13 protein-coding genes and 1 pseudogene are annotated in these 15,823 nt (G+C 60.3%); 5 read left to right on the top strand and 9 right to left on the bottom strand.

What is annotated here, in order from left to right; genetic code table 11:
- Positions 1-450 precede the first annotated feature (450 nt).
- The 3 genes and pseudogenes from ACYVGC_RS17800 to mtaB all read left to right on the top strand — a co-directional run.
- Positions 451-501 (top strand): annotated as a pseudogene (locus ACYVGC_RS17800) (hypothetical protein); the annotation flags it as partial.
- A 109-nt stretch (positions 502-610) separates the two neighbouring features.
- A complete protein-coding gene (locus ACYVGC_RS17805) occupies positions 611-829 on the top strand; it encodes a hypothetical protein (RefSeq protein ID WP_460585199.1) in 219 nt (72 codons plus the stop codon).
- A 276-nt stretch (positions 830-1,105) separates the two neighbouring features.
- Positions 1,106-2,446, top strand: coding sequence for a MiaB/RimO family radical SAM methylthiotransferase (gene mtaB / locus ACYVGC_RS17810; RefSeq protein WP_460585200.1), 1,341 nt, complete (start codon positions 1,106-1,108; stop codon positions 2,444-2,446).
- Positions 2,447-2,654: 208 nt separating this feature from the next.
- On the opposite strand, the gene ACYVGC_RS17815 is transcribed toward mtaB, so the two are convergent.
- The 4 genes from ACYVGC_RS17815 to ACYVGC_RS17830 all read right to left on the bottom strand — a co-directional run bounded on the left by ACYVGC_RS17815 (position 2,655) and on the right by ACYVGC_RS17830 (position 6,103).
- Complete coding sequence (locus ACYVGC_RS17815; RefSeq protein WP_460585201.1) at positions 2,655-3,323, bottom strand: hypothetical protein; 669 nt, start codon at positions 3,321-3,323, stop codon at positions 2,655-2,657.
- A gap of 92 nt (positions 3,324-3,415) precedes the next feature.
- Positions 3,416-4,663, bottom strand: coding sequence for an ABC transporter permease (locus tag ACYVGC_RS17820; RefSeq protein ID WP_460585202.1), 1,248 nt, complete (start codon positions 4,661-4,663; stop codon positions 3,416-3,418).
- 69 nt (positions 4,664-4,732) lie between these two features.
- Positions 4,733-5,311 (bottom strand): hypothetical protein, encoded by a 579-nt coding sequence (locus tag ACYVGC_RS17825; protein ID WP_460585203.1) that lies wholly within the window; start codon positions 5,309-5,311, stop codon positions 4,733-4,735.
- A gap of 111 nt (positions 5,312-5,422) precedes the next feature.
- Positions 5,423-6,103, bottom strand: a complete 681-nt coding sequence (locus ACYVGC_RS17830; protein ID WP_460585204.1) for a hypothetical protein — start codon at positions 6,101-6,103, stop codon at positions 5,423-5,425.
- Positions 6,104-6,300: 197 nt separating this feature from the next.
- Here ACYVGC_RS17830 and ACYVGC_RS17835 point away from each other — a divergent pair, with 197 nt between their 5' ends.
- Positions 6,301-7,572: an asparagine synthetase B gene (locus ACYVGC_RS17835; protein ID WP_460585205.1), complete on the top strand. Its 1,272-nt coding sequence runs from the start codon at positions 6,301-6,303 to the stop codon at positions 7,570-7,572.
- A gap of 106 nt (positions 7,573-7,678) precedes the next feature.
- Here ACYVGC_RS17835 and ACYVGC_RS17840 read toward each other — a convergent pair whose 3' ends face one another.
- Both ACYVGC_RS17840 and porX read right to left on the bottom strand, forming a co-directional pair.
- On the bottom strand, positions 7,679-8,917 hold the full coding sequence (locus ACYVGC_RS17840) for a putative sensor domain DACNV-containing protein (protein WP_460585206.1): 1,239 nt from the start codon (positions 8,915-8,917) through the stop codon (positions 7,679-7,681).
- A gap of 189 nt (positions 8,918-9,106) precedes the next feature.
- The gene (gene porX, locus ACYVGC_RS17845; RefSeq protein WP_460585207.1) at positions 9,107-10,675 is read right to left on the bottom strand and encodes a T9SS response regulator signal transducer PorX; all 1,569 of its coding nucleotides are present in this window, start codon (positions 10,673-10,675) and stop codon (positions 9,107-9,109) included.
- Between the two features lie 225 nt (positions 10,676-10,900).
- On the opposite strand from porX, the gene ACYVGC_RS17850 reads away from it, so the two are divergent.
- Positions 10,901-12,130: an HD domain-containing protein gene (locus ACYVGC_RS17850; RefSeq protein WP_460585208.1), complete on the top strand. Its 1,230-nt coding sequence runs from the start codon at positions 10,901-10,903 to the stop codon at positions 12,128-12,130.
- A gap of 137 nt (positions 12,131-12,267) precedes the next feature.
- Here the strand turns inward: ACYVGC_RS17850 and dnaA are convergent, their stop codons facing one another.
- From dnaA to ACYVGC_RS17865, 3 genes are all read right to left on the bottom strand, one after another.
- Positions 12,268-13,797 (bottom strand): chromosomal replication initiator protein DnaA, encoded by a 1,530-nt coding sequence (dnaA, locus tag ACYVGC_RS17855; RefSeq protein WP_460585209.1) that lies wholly within the window; start codon positions 13,795-13,797, stop codon positions 12,268-12,270.
- A 154-nt stretch (positions 13,798-13,951) separates the two neighbouring features.
- Positions 13,952-14,881 carry a bifunctional metallophosphatase/5'-nucleotidase gene (locus ACYVGC_RS17860; protein ID WP_460585210.1) on the bottom strand — a complete coding sequence of 310 codons (930 nt, stop codon included), beginning with the start codon at positions 14,879-14,881 and terminating at the stop codon, positions 13,952-13,954.
- Between the two features lie 140 nt (positions 14,882-15,021).
- Positions 15,022-15,789, bottom strand: a complete 768-nt coding sequence (locus ACYVGC_RS17865) for a bifunctional UDP-sugar hydrolase/5'-nucleotidase (protein WP_460585211.1) — start codon at positions 15,787-15,789, stop codon at positions 15,022-15,024.
- Between the last annotated feature and the right edge of the window lie 34 nt (positions 15,790-15,823).

A 15,823-nucleotide genomic window follows, 5' to 3' on the forward strand; every position in this document is an offset into this window, starting at 1 on the left:
AGCCTGGCTGCTCATTGCCAACATGACCATGTGCCTCAACCGCTTAGCGCCTGCTTAATTCCCTAACACCCTCTTAAGCCCCTGCCCACCTGCACGGTATACCTGAACTGGATAGGCGGCTACGGCGACGATACCTACCTCAACAGCCTAGTAAAGGCGGGCACCCTACCGACGGAGTTTGGCGACTACGTGCGCAACCTGTATGACGTGGCGGCCAGCTACCAAGTTGCGCCCGAACTTTACCTGGGTTTCAATACGGCCTACGGGCGCTACGATTTTCGCCCCGGCAGTGCGGCCCAAGAAACGCTCTACACTGATAAGTTTGGCAGCCCGGAGCGTGGCCGTGTATGGCAACTACGCCTTCAACGACGTGGTGGGCTTGGGCGTGGCATTGGGGCCGTGGTGGGTTTGGTGGCCATTACGCCCGCCTCGGGCTACGTAACGGTGCCGGTGAGCATCTTCATTGGGGTAGTAGCCGGCGCTACCAGCAATTTCTTCGCGCATTTGCGCTCTAAGTCGCGCCTCGACGACACCCTCGACGTGTTCCCTTGCCACGGCGTCGGCGGCATGGTGGGCCTGCTTACGGACCGGCATCTTCGCCAGCAGGGCCGTGAACACGGCGGCCGTCGATGGCCTGGCCTACGGCGGTACCGAGCTGTTTTTGAAACACCTGCTGACGCTGGTTATCGTGTCGGCCTTCACCTTCGGCGCGTCGTTTGCGCTGCTCAAGCTCACCGACCTCCTCACGCCGCTGCGCGTAACGGGCGAAAACGAGCGCCTGGGCCTCGACGTGAGCCAGCACGAGGAGCAGCTATTTGCCGGCGCTTAGCCGCGCAGCCAGCGGTGGGACAGCCACTGCACCCACGTTTTTTTCAGAGAAGCCGGAGCCGTTGTTCCGGCTTTTTTGTTGAGAATCACCCCGACCAGCTTCCCACTGGCCGGCCTCCCTTGCTGGCGGGCCAACTGGCTGGCCAACCGGCGGGCCGTAACTTTACGGGCCTATCGTAGGCGGGCAACTTACCGTAACAGTGCGTTGCCCACCACCTATTATTAGGCAGAACAAAAGCTGACAGCTAGTAGCTAAAGGCTAGCAGCTCACCACTATATGACTCCGCAAACCGTTGCCTTTTATACGTTGGGCTGCAAGCTCAACTTCTCCGAATCGTCGGCCCTGGGCCGGCAGTTTGAGGAGCGCGGCGTGCGCCGCGTCGAGTTTGAGCAGGGCGCTGACGTGTACGTCGTCAATACCTGCTCCGTCACTGACCACGCCGACCGCAAGTGTCGGCGCGTGGTGCAGCAGGCCCTCAAGCATAATCCGCAGGCTTTCGTGGCCATTGTGGGCTGCTACGCCCAGCTCAAGCCCGCCGAAATTGCCAACATCCCCGGCGTGGGCGCGGTGCTGGGGGCCGCCGAGAAGTTTCGGCTGGCCGAAATCCTGACTGAGCTGGAGTTACCCTTGCCGGGCGCGGCGGCGGGGCCGGGTCGGATGTTTGCCTCGCCCATCAGCGCGGCGCACGAGTTTCACCCGGCGCAGTCGCTGGGCGAGCGCACGCGCACCTTTCTGAAGGTGCAGGATGGCTGCGACTACTCGTGCTCGTTTTGCACCATTCCGCTGGCGCGGGGCGCGAGCCGTTCGGGCAGCGTGGCCTCAGTGGTGGCGCGCGTGGAAACGCTGGCCAGCCAGGGCGTGCAGGAAGTAGTGCTCACGGGCGTGAACCTCGGCGACTTTGGCATTCAGGGCCCTGACCGGGAGCGGGTCGAAAACTTCACCCAATTGGTTGAAGCCCTCGACCAGGTGGAAGGCATGCGCCGCTACCGCATCAGCTCGTGCGAGCCCAACCTGCTCACTGATGAGATTATCCAGACCGTGGCGGCCTCGCGGCGCTTTATGCCGCACTTCCACTTGCCGCTGCAAAGCGGCTCCGATAAAATCCTGGGCCTTATGCGCCGCCGCTACCGCCGGGCCCTCTACGCCGAGCGCGTGGCCCGCATCAAGGAGCTGATGCCGCACGCCGGCATTGGGGTTGACGTGATTGTGGGCTTTCCGGGCGAAACGGAGGCTGATTTCCTGGAAACCTATCAGTTTCTTAACGAATTGCCAATCAGCTATTTACACGTATTTCCTTATTCGGAGCGGGATAACACATTGGCGCCTACCCTACCCGGCCGGGTGCCCGAGCGCGTGCGCTCGGAGCGCACCACGCAGCTACGCAGCCTGTCGGAAAAGAAAAAGCGGGCTTTTTACGAGCAACACGCTGGCTTTGAGACGGAAGTACTTTTCGAGGACGACGTAACCGATGGCCGCGTGGAGGGCTACACGCCCAACTACATCCGCGTGGCGGCCAAGTACGACCCGCTGCTGGTGGGCGAAATCCGGCCGCTACGCCTCACTCAGGTGAATGCGCTGGGGCTGATGGAAGCCGAGGAAGTCGGCTTGTTTGTCTGAACCGCGGATTTATCGAATTCGTCAGGTTAATCGGATTTTGGGACCGTTTGACTTTTGCCTAAGTCGCAGAATCTTTAAGCTTCTTGCGTTTTAGCTTCAACCAAAAAGGCCCGCATAAGCGGGCCTTTTTGGTTGAAGCTAAAACGCAGTTGGATTGGTAGCGAACACGCCATCCTAAAAAATCCGAATAATTCGATAAATCAGCAGTTCAGCTAGCCCGTTGCAGCAAAGCCACCATTTGCTGCATGAGCGCCTGCTGCTCTACCAAGTGCTGGTTGCGCTGCTCGGCCAGGGCTAACTGATGTTGCAGGTACTGCGTTTGGAGGGCAGCCGTAAGGTAGCCGGGGTCGGGCAAGGCGGCAGGAATGGGCACAGCGGCCGGGAGCGGGAGCACGCTAGCGTGCACAGCCGACACGCTGGGCGCGGCAGCTGGTATGCTGGCTGTAGCGGCGGGCCTAGGAAGATTGGCAGCGGCAAGGGCCACGGTAGCGGCAATATCAGCGGGTTGCAGCAGGGCCCCATCATCGGTGGCCCGGCGGCGCAGCGGCGGGGGAAGCGGCGGCTCAAATGCTTCGGCCGGCGGGGTAGGCGGCGCGGCCGGAGCGCTGGCTTCAGGGGCAAAGACGACTCTGGCTTCGGCAGCGGCAGGCTCCAGCAGCATGGGCCCCTGGCCAAGCATCAGCCAATCTTTCGATACATTTGGGTACGTATCAAACACCTTACACAAAAGGTCATATCCCGGTTTATTGCGTTCATCAACAAGGTGTTGGATAACGGTGGCGGTTTTATCCAACGATTGCGCAAAGGCATTTTTACTCAGCCCCAGGTGCTGAATAAGTTGGGAAAAGCGTTGGCCAATAGAGTCGGGAGCGGACATTTGCACAAATGGTAAGTTATGCAAATGTAAAAAGGGTGCCTCACTTTGCAGTGGGGCACCCTTTTTACGTGCTGACCGCGTTAGGCGGTCGGCTATTCATAGCGCAGGCTGTCAATGGGGTCCAGCGCGGCGGCCTTACCGGCCGGGTACGAGCCCGCCAGCAGCCCGACCGTGATGCAGATGGTGAGGCCCACCCCTACCCAGGCCCAGGGCACGATAAACGATTTGCTGCCCGCCAGCACCGCCACAGCGTTGCCAGCGCCTACGCCCAGCAAGATGCCGAACGTGCCGCCCATCACGCAAATGACAATAGCCTCCAGCAAAAACTGGAGCCGCACCTGCTTGGCAGTGGCCCCGAGTGCCTTGCGAATCCCGATTTCGCGGGTGCGCTCCGTCACCGATACCAGCATGATGTTCATGAGGGCGATGCTGGCCCCCAGCAGCGCCAGAAACGCGATGATGCCTCCGGCCACCTGCATTTTGCCGGTGAGCGAGTCGAGCGTGCCGGTGAGCGACTCGGGGCTTTCGAGCTCGAAGGAATCTTCCTGGCCCAGGCGGTCGTTGCGCACGGCGCGCATCACGCCAGTGGCCTGGCCCTGCAAAAAGCTGAGGGAAGAGGCGTTGGGGGTGGCCGTTTTTACGTCGTAGGTGAGGGCACCCTTGCGGGGTAGCTGGTTGCCGGTTTCGAGGGGCACCAGCAGCAGGCGGTCGGCTCCGGAGCCGCCCATGGTGCTGCCGCTTTTATCGAGCAGGCCCACCACCTGGAAGCGCTGGCCCAGCGCGTACACATACTTACCCACCGGCGTTACCTGCGGGAAAAGCTTGTCCTTCATCTCGGCCCCGATGATGGCCACGTTGGCCCCGCTGTTAAGCTCGGCGGGCGAGAACGTGCGGCCCTGGGTTAGGGCGTAGCTCTGGATGCGCAGGTAGTTTTCGTCGCCGGCTACCACCTGCATGTTGGGGTTAGTTTTGAGGCCGCTGGCCTTGATTTCGGTGGCCCCGCTGATGAAGGCCGACAGCCCCACCACCGTGCCCGGCTCGCGGCGCACCAACTCCTTTTTATAGAGCGTGGCTTGCAGGTAGCTAAGCGCGGGGTACTGCTTGCCCTGCACGCCCCCGCGCCGGAAGCGGTTGCCGTAGCCTTTAGCTTTGATTTCGAAGGCATTGGCTCCCAGGCTGGCGAAGGTGTCGCCCAGCGAACTGCGCATGGCGTCGATGGCCGTGAGGATACCCACCAGGGCCATCAGCCCAATGCTGACAATGAGGGCGGTGAGCACGGTGCGCAGCAAGTTGCCGGAGATGGAGCGCAGCGCCTCCCGGATATTTTCTAAAAAACTCATGGAGCTAGCAGGCCCCGGCGAGAAGCGCTGGGCCTGGCCGCAAAACTAACCCGTTTGCCGCTACGCGGGCTACTGGCCCCGCCCCGCAATAAGCCCGAGGATGAGGCCGCCTAGCATGGCAAAGGCTGAAGCAATGAGGGCAAATATGAGCAAAATGCCGCGGATGCCGGTAGTGGGCAGTATCCGCAGCTTGTCGCCATCTTTGAATAAACGCGCATCTGGATTGCGCAATTCGAACTGCCCAGGGGCCGACGCCTGAAAATTACCAATGCGCAGGGTGGTAGCGCCACCTAAATCGGTGCGCTTCATAAAATTCCAGCCACTGGACTGCACCGAGTGTTCGGCCCCGGTGCTTAGCTCCCACACGCTCAGGGTGGCGGCTGGCACATCGAAGTAGCGGTCCCACTGCCCGGGCCGCTTGCAAGCCAGCTCATAGTCACCGGCCTGGGTTAGCTTAAACTGAAAAACAGCCTGCGAGGCAGGCCATTCGAAAGCATTTTCGGCAGGGTCGTAGAGTTTGATAATAGCCCCAATACTATAGACGAGCCCCACGATACCAAGTAGGCACAGCACTCCCATTGGCCACGCCAGCCAGGAAGGTAAGGTAGCGGCAGCAACAGGCACTTCTGCGGGAGTGAGATTTTGCATGATAAGTCGCTGGTTTTTGCCGATGGGATAGCGTTAACTGAGTTAAACACAATGCGGCAAGATGGCCTCATTAAGTACAAATTACTTATTATCAGTCGCTTGAAAAATAAATTACTGAGCAAGTAATTCCCACATGCCGTAGGGGTTTTCAAAGTCCGGGTAGCCGGCGTAGGGCTGCTGCTCCGCTTCGGCGAGGCGATAAACCGGCGCGTCGGCGGCCACGCTAAACGTGTGGCCGGGACCCAGCACGGGCTGCTCGGCCACCCCAAAACACGTGAACTCGCGCAGCAGCTGCGTAGCATCGGCGGCGGGCAGGTAGCGCACGAGCGCGTCTTTAAGGCCCAGGTTGTGCATGCCGCAAGTAAAAAACGCCCCTTCCGGCGTGCCAATGGCCGCCGCCACGAACAATTCCCACCGGGCCCCGGCCTCGTCAGCGGCCGTGAGCGCTTGCCACTGCGCGGCCTCAAAGGCCTTGCCGGCCGTTTCGACCTTCACGGCCAGGCCGCCCGCGTCGAGCAAAGCCGCGGCGGCCTGGGCTACCGCCCGGGCGCTGGCATGGCCGGGCGCTACGTCGGGTGGGGTGAGCAGGTAGGCTACCATTTGGTGCGCGCCGATGGCCGCTACGGCGGCCTCACTCATGTCCGAAAACCGGCCCGCCCGCCCAAAGGCCGCTTCCAGTTCCGGGTCAGGCTCGTAGAGCTCCAGCAGGAAATGCGCGTCAGCGGCGGGCTTCGCCAGAATACCGCCCAAGAAAAGGTACTCCCCGTTGCGGGCCTTTAGCAGCGCCTGCATAAAATCGGTTCGGCTAACCCACGGGCCCGGAATACACAGCACAGTTTGCATGAGGAAGGATAGAAGTGGGCGAAAGTTCGGTAGGTTCGCCCTAACTTAAGCTGTGAATTTATCCGCGGCCGGCCCTTATTGTTGAACCAGCCCCGGCGGCTATGCCGTTAGCCGGTGTTGGCTCCGCCACTTATGTCCTCCTATCTATGAACCGTTTATTGCCTGGGTGCCTGTTGCTCGTGGCCCTGCTGACCCCTCCCCTGGCGGCCCGCGCCAACCGCATTTTTATCCCGATGGATAATACCCAGAAGGAATGCCTTAAAGCTTACGGCCTGTGCTACTGGGCGTTGAGCAAGCAGCTGGAGGTCGATTGGCTGCTCAACTACCGGGGCGGCTCGTTTGCCTGCGAGTCGCAGCCGGCCCTGGAAAACGAGTTGGCCGTGCGCGGCATCACGTTCCAAACCATCTCGGAGGCGCAGTACACCGGCATTTTGCAGCAGATTGCCGACCCCAACGCCAACATGGATGTGATGAAGCTGGAGAAGGTGCCCAAAATTGCGGTGTACACGCCCAAGGGCAAGCAGCCCTGGGACGATGCCGTGACGATGGTGCTCACCTACGCCGAGATTCCGTACGACAAGATTTACGACGATGAGGTGCTGAGCGGCGTGCTGCCCAAGTACGACTGGCTGCACCTGCACCACGAGGATTTTACGGGCGAGTACGGCAAGTTTTACGCCGCCTACCGCTACGCGCCCTGGTACCAGCAGCAGGTGCGCGACTCGGAAGCTGCCGCCAAGCGCAACAACTTCAAGAAGGTGAGCAGCATGAAGGCCGCCGAAGCCGTGAAAATGCAGGAGTTCATTGCGGGCGGTGGCTTCATGTTCGCCATGTGCTCAGCCACTGATAGTTACGACATTGCCCTGGCCGGCCTGGGCATCGACATGGCAGCCGAGATGTACGACGGCGACCCCGCCGACCCCGCTGCCCAAAGCAAGCTCAACTTCAACCGCACGCTGGCTTTCCAGAACTTTCAGCTCAAAACCAACCCCTTCGAATACGAGTACTCCAACATCGACATGCAGCCCGGCGAGCGTGGCCTGTACGAGCAAAACGATTACTTTCAACTCTTTACGTTCTCGGCTAAGTACGACCCGGTGCCCACCATGCTCACCCAGAACCACGAAAAAACCGTGCACGGCTTCATGGGCCAAACCACGGCGTTTCGCAAAAGCCTCATCAAGCCCGACGTCATCGTGATGGGCGAAACCAAGCAAACCGGCGAGGTGCGCTACATGCACGGTACCCTCGGCAAGGGCACCTGGACTTTCTACGGCGGCCACGACCCCGAAGACTACCAGCACTTGGTGGGCGAAGAGCCCACCGACCTCTCGCTGCACCCCAACTCGCCGGGCTACCGCCTGATTTTGAACAACGTGCTTTTCCCGGCGGCTAAGAAGAAGAAGCAGAAAACCTAAGCGCAAGGTTTCGCGAAGTAAAAAGAGGTTTCGCAAGGTTTTCCTAACGATTAATTCTGTTGGGAAAACCTTGCGAAACCTCTTTTTACCTCGCGAAACCTTGCGCTCAGAATGACAGCTGGTCCCAGAATACCACCTTGCCACCTTGGTTGTGCACAAACTGCACGTTGCCATCCTGCGACACGATAATGGCGAGGCACTCGGGCGCGGCCAGGCACAGGCGGTAGGCCGCCCGGTGCCGGGTGCCGCCGTGGTCGGCGGGCACGGCTTGCAGGCGGGTGCCTTCCATGTCCAGGGCCCGGTACACCGCGCTGAGTGACACCTGGGTAGCCTGAATCTCCACGCCAAAGCCCACGATATCAATTTGTTGGGTGAGTACCAGCGCCCCGTCAACGGCCGTCATACCGGCGATGTAGTCGGAGAAATAGTCGATTTGGGCGGTGAGCGTGCGCAGCTCCTCATCGGGCGAGTGCCGGAAGTATTCCCAGCTGACTTCGCCCAGCACCCTAAGCCGCCGCACCAGCGCCTGCACCACGGCCCGGTAGCGCGGGCCGGCCCCGGCGGGCAGCAGCCGGTACTTGGGGCGCAGCACGCCGCCCGGCGCGGTGAGGGCCGCTACCTGCTGGGTGGGCACTAGCACCACCAGCCCCCCGTGGCCGCTGGCCCGCAGGCGGGTGAGGGCTCGCCGCTGCATGTGCAGCACCAGCTGCAACAGGAGCTCGTCCTGGGCGGGCAGCAGGGGGGCACCGCCCAGCCCCACCCCCGCCAGCAGGTGGTTTTCCAGGAAGCGTCCTTCGCCCCAGGCCATTGGGAACTGCAAGAACCCGTGCCCATCGATGCGCCCGCGCTGCAACGTGAGCAAGCGGCGGGACCCGTAGTAGAATACAAGGCTGCCCGGCCCACTCACCTGCATCAGCAGCGCCTGGGGCACCGCTGCCTGCAACCGGACCGGGCTGTCGAACACTTGGTCCCACTCGTGCTCGCTGAACAGCATGCCCCACACCTGGAGCTCCCCACTGGGGGCTTGCTCCACGACCAGCAGGCTGCTGGGGTGCTGCACGGCCGGGCTCAGCCGCCGCAGCTCCTGCTCGTTCCAGGCGCGGGGCTCGGCAAAGCGCACGAGGTGAAAGTCGAGCAGCGTCACGGGCTGCGCTTCCAGCTGGGCCAGGGTAGCCCAGGCCACGTGGCACTCCACGGCCCGCCCTTCCTCAAACAGCAGGCTGGCCTGGTAGAGCGCCGAAATAAGCTGCGTGAGTATCTCGGTGGCAGGCAAGGGCGCGGCCTCAACCGGCCAATGCTGTTGCAGGGCGAGGGCCAGCTCGTGCGGGTAGTAGTGCGTTGTCATAGGCTATGCCCAAGCTAGCCAACAGAACACAGGGTGGGCTTGGCGCAGCCAAATGTAGGTCGGCTAACCCTATTACTACCACATTGTTAGCGCGCGCACTCGCTTAGGGTACTCCGCGAGAAAGCGGCGGCACCCAGCGAGTAGCTCGCTGCGTACCGCCGCTTTCTCGCGGGGTTCACTAGTTATCTATTACCCCTTGGCAGTCAGCGTAATGTACGGAATGATGCACTCCTCCAGCGATACGCCGCCGTGCTGGAACGTGTCCTTGTAGTAGTTCACGTAGTAGTTGTAGTTGTTGGGGTAGGCGAAGAAATAGTCGCCGAGCGTGAAGACGTAGGCCGTGCTCACGTTTTCGCGGGGCAGAAAAATCGCCTCCGGCTTGCGCACCACGTAAATGTCGCGGCTTTCGTCGAAGCCCAGGTTGCGACCGTGCTTGTAGCGCAGGTTGGTGTTCGTATTGCGGTCACCCACAATCTTATACGGGCGCTTTACCCGAATGGTGCCGTGGTCGGTGGTGATGATGAGCTTGCCCTTTTTCTCCGAAATGGTTTGCAGCATTTCGTAGAGCGGCGAGTGCAAGAACCACGAGCGCGTGAGGCTGCGGTAGGCGCTTTCGTCGGCGGCCAGCTCGCGTATCATCGCCATGTCGGTGCGGGCGTGCGAGAGCATGTCCACAAAGTTGTAGACGATAACGTTGAGCTTGTAGTTGTTGTGCAGGTTGGCCATCTTTCCCAGCAAGTCCTTGCCAGCCTGCAAGTTAGTTATCTTGTGGTAGCTGTGCTTGGCCTTCTGGTTGTTGCGCTGGAAGTTGATTTCCAGGAACTCGGCTTCGTGCAGGTTCTTGCCTTCCTCGTCCTCGTCCCACACCCACAGGTTGGGGTATTTCTTCTGGATATCGCCGGGCATCATGCCCGCAAAAATCGAGTTACGGGCGTAGGCCGTGGTAGTGGGCAAGATGCTGTAGTACAGCTCCTCACTATCAACCGTAAACAACTCGGCAATAATGGGTTCGAGCACCTTCCACTGGTCGTAGCGTAGGTTGTCGATGAGCACAAAGTACACGGGCGTGTCGCCGGTCTGCTTCATCAGCGGGAACACCTTGTCCTTAAACAACTGATGCGACATCATGGGCGCGTTCTTGTCGCGGCCGTTCACCCAGTCCTCGTAGTTCTCAATAATGAAGCGGCCGAAGTACGTGTTAGCCTCGTCCTTCTGCATGTTGAACACCTCGGCCATGCTCTTGCCTTCGGTTTCGTTAATCTCCAACTCCCAGTAAACCAGCTTTTTATATACGTCTACCCACTCGGAGGGCGAAAGACGGTCGGAGAGCTGCATGCCCAGCTGGCGGAAGTCGCGCTGATAGCCCGAATTGGTGGCTTCGGTTACTAAGCGCTTGTTGTCCAGCACTTTCTTCACCGACAGCAGAATCTGATTCGGATTGACGGGCTTGATGAGGTAATCGGCGATTTTCGCCCCGATGGCCCCTTCCATAATGTGCTCTTCCTCGCTCTTGGTAATCATCACCACGGGCACCGTGGGGCGCACCACCTTAATTTCGGTGAGCGTTTCGAGGCCGGTGAGGCCGGGCATGTTTTCGTCGAGAAAAACCAGGTCGTAGGAGTTTTCCTGCACTTCTTCCAGGGCATCGGCCCCGGAATTAACGGGCGTTACATCATAGCCTTTCTCTTTCAAAAAGAGGATGTGCGGCTTCAGTAAATCAATTTCGTCGTCGGCCCAAAGAATGGAGTAGCGTTGCATAAGCAGGGGCGCGGAGGCGGGCTTCGCGCGTCGGGAAAAAGTAAGCGGTAGCGGTTCTAACGGCAGCCGGCGGCGTCCTAGTATCCAAGGAGCGTGGGCGGGCCTTCCGTAGCTTTACCGCAAAACCGGGGTTTGGGTTCGTATCACGGCCGGCTTAATCGGCCAACCACCCCCAAACAACGGCTAATGCCTTCGACCAGCCCGCTGGGCTGCGTTTTGCCTCCGATGAATAAAAAGAAGATTTTCAACGACCCCGTGTACGGGTTCGTGACCGTGCCCACCGAGCTACTGTTCGACCTTATCGAGCATCCCTACTTCCAGCGGCTACGACGCATTCAGCAGCTGGGCCTCACTAACTTCGTGTATCCTGGCGCGTTACACACGCGCTTTCACCACGCGCTGGGGGCCATGCACCTCATGCAGCTGGCCCTGCGCACGCTCAAAGACAAGGGCGTAGCCATTTCGGTGGCTGAGGGCGAGGCCGCCCAAATCGCCATTCTGCTGCATGATATCGGCCACGGCCCACTCTCGCACGCCTTGGAAACCAGCATCTTCCAAGATGTGCCCCACGAGCAGCTGTCACTGTTTTTGATGGAGCGGCTCGATGCTGAGTTTGGCGGCAAGCTGCGCCTGGCCATCGAGATGTTTAAGGGCAGCTACGGGCGCACGTTCTTCCACCAGCTCGTTAGCTCGCAGCTGGATATGGACCGGCTCGACTACCTCAACCGCGACTCGTTTTACACGGGCGTGCAGGAGGGCCGGCCGGGCGCCGACCGTCTCATCAAAATGCTGCAAGTGGTGGATGAGCGCCTGGTGCTGGAAGAAAAAGCCGTGTACTCGGTCGAGAATTTCCTGGTGAGCCGCCGGCTCATGTATTGGCAAGTGTATCTGCACAAGACGGTTACGAGCGCCGAGCAAATGGTGATTCGGGTGATGCAGCGGGCCCGCGACCTGGCCCGCGCCGGCGTGCCGGTGCCCGGCAGCAGCTGCCTCACCTACTTCCTGGGCCGCGCCGTTACGCTGGCCGAGTTTCAAGAGAACGTGCACATCCTCAACCACTTCGTGCAGCTTGATGATGTGGACATCTGGGCCGCCATGAAGCTGTGGGCCAGCCACGAGGACAAAGTCCTGAGCTTCCTCTCGCAAAGCCTGCTCAACCGGCAGCTGTTCAAAATCGTCATCAGCCCCGACCCTTACGACGACGAATTTCAGCTCGGCATCGCCGAATTGATTGCCGAGCACTTCGCGCTGCCCGCCGACGAGGCCCGCCAGCTCATGATAACCGGCCGCCTTAGCAACACTGCCTACGACCCCAGCGGCCACGAAACCATCAACATTCTCACCAAGCTCGGCAAAGTAGTGAACGTGACCGAGGCTTCAGATTTACCTAATATTCAGGCGCTTAGCCAGAAAGTGCAGAAATATTATATCTGCTACCCGAAAGAGATTTTGTAGGTAATGCGCACTATTTAGAACGTCATGCTGAACGCAGTGAAGCATCTCGCTCGCTTCATCCAATGAGGCGAGCGAGATGCTTCACTGCGTTCAGCATGACGTTCTATAAGAACTTCCCGAACAGCTTCGCGCTACTGCTACTTCTGCACGAATTTCTTGCGCAGCTCCACGATTTGGTCCTTGAACTTCTTATCCGAATCAATTAAATCGGACACCGTTTGCACCGAGTGAATGACGGTGGCGTGGTCGCGACCGCCGAAGTGGTAGCCGATGGTTTTGAGCGAGTGCGTTGTGTGCTCCTTGGTGAAGTACATGGCCACCTGCCGGGCCGTAACTACTTCTTTCTTACGGGTTTTCTCTTTTAGCAAAGCCACCGGAATGCTGAAGTAGTCGGCCACCGTTTTCTGAATGAAATCGACGTTGACCTCCGCCTCCACTTCCTCAATGATGTGGCGCAGGGCCTGCTTGGCCATCTCCAGGTCAATGTCGCGGCGCGTTAATACGCTCTGGGCCAGCAGGGTAGTAAGTACGCCTTCGAGCTCGCGCACATTGGTGGGCACCGAGTGGGCCAGGTACTCGACCACCTGCGGCGCGATTTCCATACCGTCCTGCTGGGCCTTGTTCTGGATGATGGCGATGCGCGTTTCGAAGTCGGGGCTTTGCACGTCGGCGGTAAGGCCCCACTTGAAGCGCGAGAGTAGGCGGTCTTCCAGGCCACTGAGCTCGCGCGGGGGGCGGTCGCTGGTCATGATAATCTGGCGCCCGCCCTGGTGCAAGTGATTGAAGATGTGGAAGAACATCTCCTGCGTCTTGCCCTTGTTCGCCAAAAACTGCACGTCGTCGAGGATGAGCACATCCACGAGCAGGTAGAAGTTGGCGAAGTCCTGCACGGCGTTGCGCTGCAGGCTCTCGATAAACTGGTTGGTAAACTTCTCAGCCGACACGTAGAGCACGAATTTCTCCGTATTCGTAGCCTTTATGTGGTTGCCGATGGCCTGCACGAGGTGCGTTTTGCCCAGGCCTACGCCGCCGTACACCATCAGCGGGTTGAAGGCGGTGGTACCGGGCTTGTTGGCCACGGCGAGGCCAGCCGAGCGCGCCAGGCGGTTGCAATCGCCTTCTACGTAGTTATCAAAGGTATACGTGGTATTGAGCTGCGACGGCACGATGTTGCGGTCCATCGTCTTGGTGGCTTCAAACGGGTTGCGCAGCGTATTGGCCGCGACCTGCGCGGCCGTGGCGGTGTTGCCGCCGGGCACCAGGTGGCGGGCCAGCGGCGCGGCCGGGCGGCCCGGCTGCATGCCGCCGGGGGCCGTGCCGTAGTTGGGGCCGCCGCTGGCCGGCGGCGCGCTGGGCGCGGCCTTGCGGGCGGGCGGCAGGTGCATGGTTTTGGCCGAGGCCTGGGCGTTGCCCTGGTCCACTACTACGCTGTATTCCAGGCGGCCTTCGGGGCCAAGCTCCTGGTAGATAGCACGTTTTAGCTCTTCTACGTAGTGCTCTTCGAGGAACTCGTAGAAGTACACGCTGGGCACCTGGATGGTGAGCACCTTACCCAGCAGCTCGACCGGGGCAACGGGCTCAAACCAGGTTCGAAAGCTTTGCTCCCCCACCTCGGCGCGGATGACGCGCAGGCAATTAGCCCAAACGGTGCGGAAATCCTGCGACATGAGGTGAGAAAAAGGACGATTTGGCCCACGCGGCCAGCGGCGAAAAACCCCGCCAAGTTGGGCCGATTGAATAACCGGCCCGGCTTGGGGGGAACAAATTTGCGCATAAACCAGCAGACAAAAAAGCCGCTAAATCCTTGCTTATGTCGGCTGGCTAGCAGGTAGCGCTTACGGGCAGCACCAGCGCGCCGGTGGCGCGCACCGGTTGGGTTCCGCGGCGCATATCGAAGTCGATGCGGCCCAGGTTGATGCCCGACCAGCCCACCTGGTTGATGAGCGTAACGTGGCCGGCGGGCCCGGTAATGGGCTCGGGCGCGGGCATAAAGGTGTGGGTGTGCCCCCCCAAAATGAGGTTGATACCCCCCACCTGGGCGGCCAGCTTGCGGTCGTCAAGCTTCTCGCTCTCATACTTGTAGCCCAGGTGCGAGAGGCAGATAACCATGTCGCAGCGCTCGTGCTGACGCAGCTGCTGCACCTGCGCCTTGGCCACGGTCACGGGGTCGAGGTACTGGGTGGTACCAAAGTTTTTATCGGCCACCAAGCCTTTTAATTCGATGCCCAGGCCAAAAACGCCAATTCGGGCCCCGGCGCGCTCAAATACTTTGTACGGGGCGAAGCGGCCGGCCAGCGGCGTGGCGCTGAAGTCGTAATTGGCCACCAAAAATGGGAAACCGGCGTTGGGCAATTGCTTTTGCAAGCCTTCCAAGCCGTTGTCGAAGTCGTGGTTGCCGAAGGTGCTGGCATCGTACTTCATGCGGCTCATGAGCTTGTACTCCATCTCGCCGAGGAAGAAGTTGAAGTACGGCGTGCCCTGCCAGATGTCGCCCGAGTCGAGCAGCAGCACGTTCGGCTCCTGCTTGCGGATGCTGTCGATGAGGGCCTCGCGCCGGGCCATGCCGCCCAGCCCGGCCCACTGCGGGGCGTTGTCGGGGAAGGGCTCGACGCGCGAGTGCATATCGTTGGTGTGCAGGATAACGAGCCGGGCGGGACCGCTGGCGGCGTGGGCCACGAGGCCGGGGCCCAGCAAGCTGAGGCCGGCCGTACCAAGCAAAGATTTCTGGAGAAAGTCGCGACGGGAAGACATTTCAATTATCAATTATCAGTCATCAATTATCAGGTGGATGACTGGTATGCTGAATGTTAATAAAATAGCTTGAGGATTAATTATCAATTAATTAAGGGCTGAACGACTGACAATTGATAATTGCTCCCTGATAATTGAAATCACCGCACCCGGCCTTCTACCTTGGCCGTAACGGGCTGGCCGGCGGCGGTGAGGGCCTTGATGTGGTCGATGATGGCGGTGCGCAGCAGCAGGCCGGTGCGGCGCGCTGGGGCCGCCTTTAGAAACTCCATGTGGTCGCCGCCGCCGGCCAGGTAATCGGACAGGGCGATGCTGTAGGTGCGGGTGGGGTCGAATGGCTTACCGCCGATGAGGATGTTCTGCGGGCGCTTGTCGGGCCCCACAGTATACACGGCCCCCGATACGGCCATGCCCACTGGCGCGGCGTAGTCGAACAGTTGTTGCACCACCGGGCCGGGCGCGTCGAGCACCAGCAGCTCATTCTCGAACGGCATCAGCTCAAACGCGTTGCCAACGGTGATGGGACCGGCGGGCAGCGAGTTACGCATACCGCCGTTGGTCATCACGCCCAAGTCAATTATCTGGCCCTTAAAGAATTGACTAGTGGCTGTGCGCTGCAAGTCGGCCACGAAGTTGACGATGGGGTTTTCGCCGGCATTTTTGCCCAGCGCCACCGGGGCCGTGCCGATTACCACCTGCATCTGGCGCTCCACCTGGTCGTGGAAGGGCTTGATGTAGTCGGCCGCGCCGGCATCGGGGGTAATGGCCTTGCCCACGGGCTGGCTGGTGAAGGCAGGCAAGTGGGCCGTGGCTTGCAGCGGGCCGCGCTGGCAGGCGGTGGTGGCCAGGGTACCGACGGCCAGCAATGCAAACAGGCTTTGCCGACGCCTCTTAAAAAATAGCATCATCTCTAAAAGTATGAAAACAACTTACAAAGGACGC

It is taken from the genome of Hymenobacter arcticus, assembly GCF_054779975.1.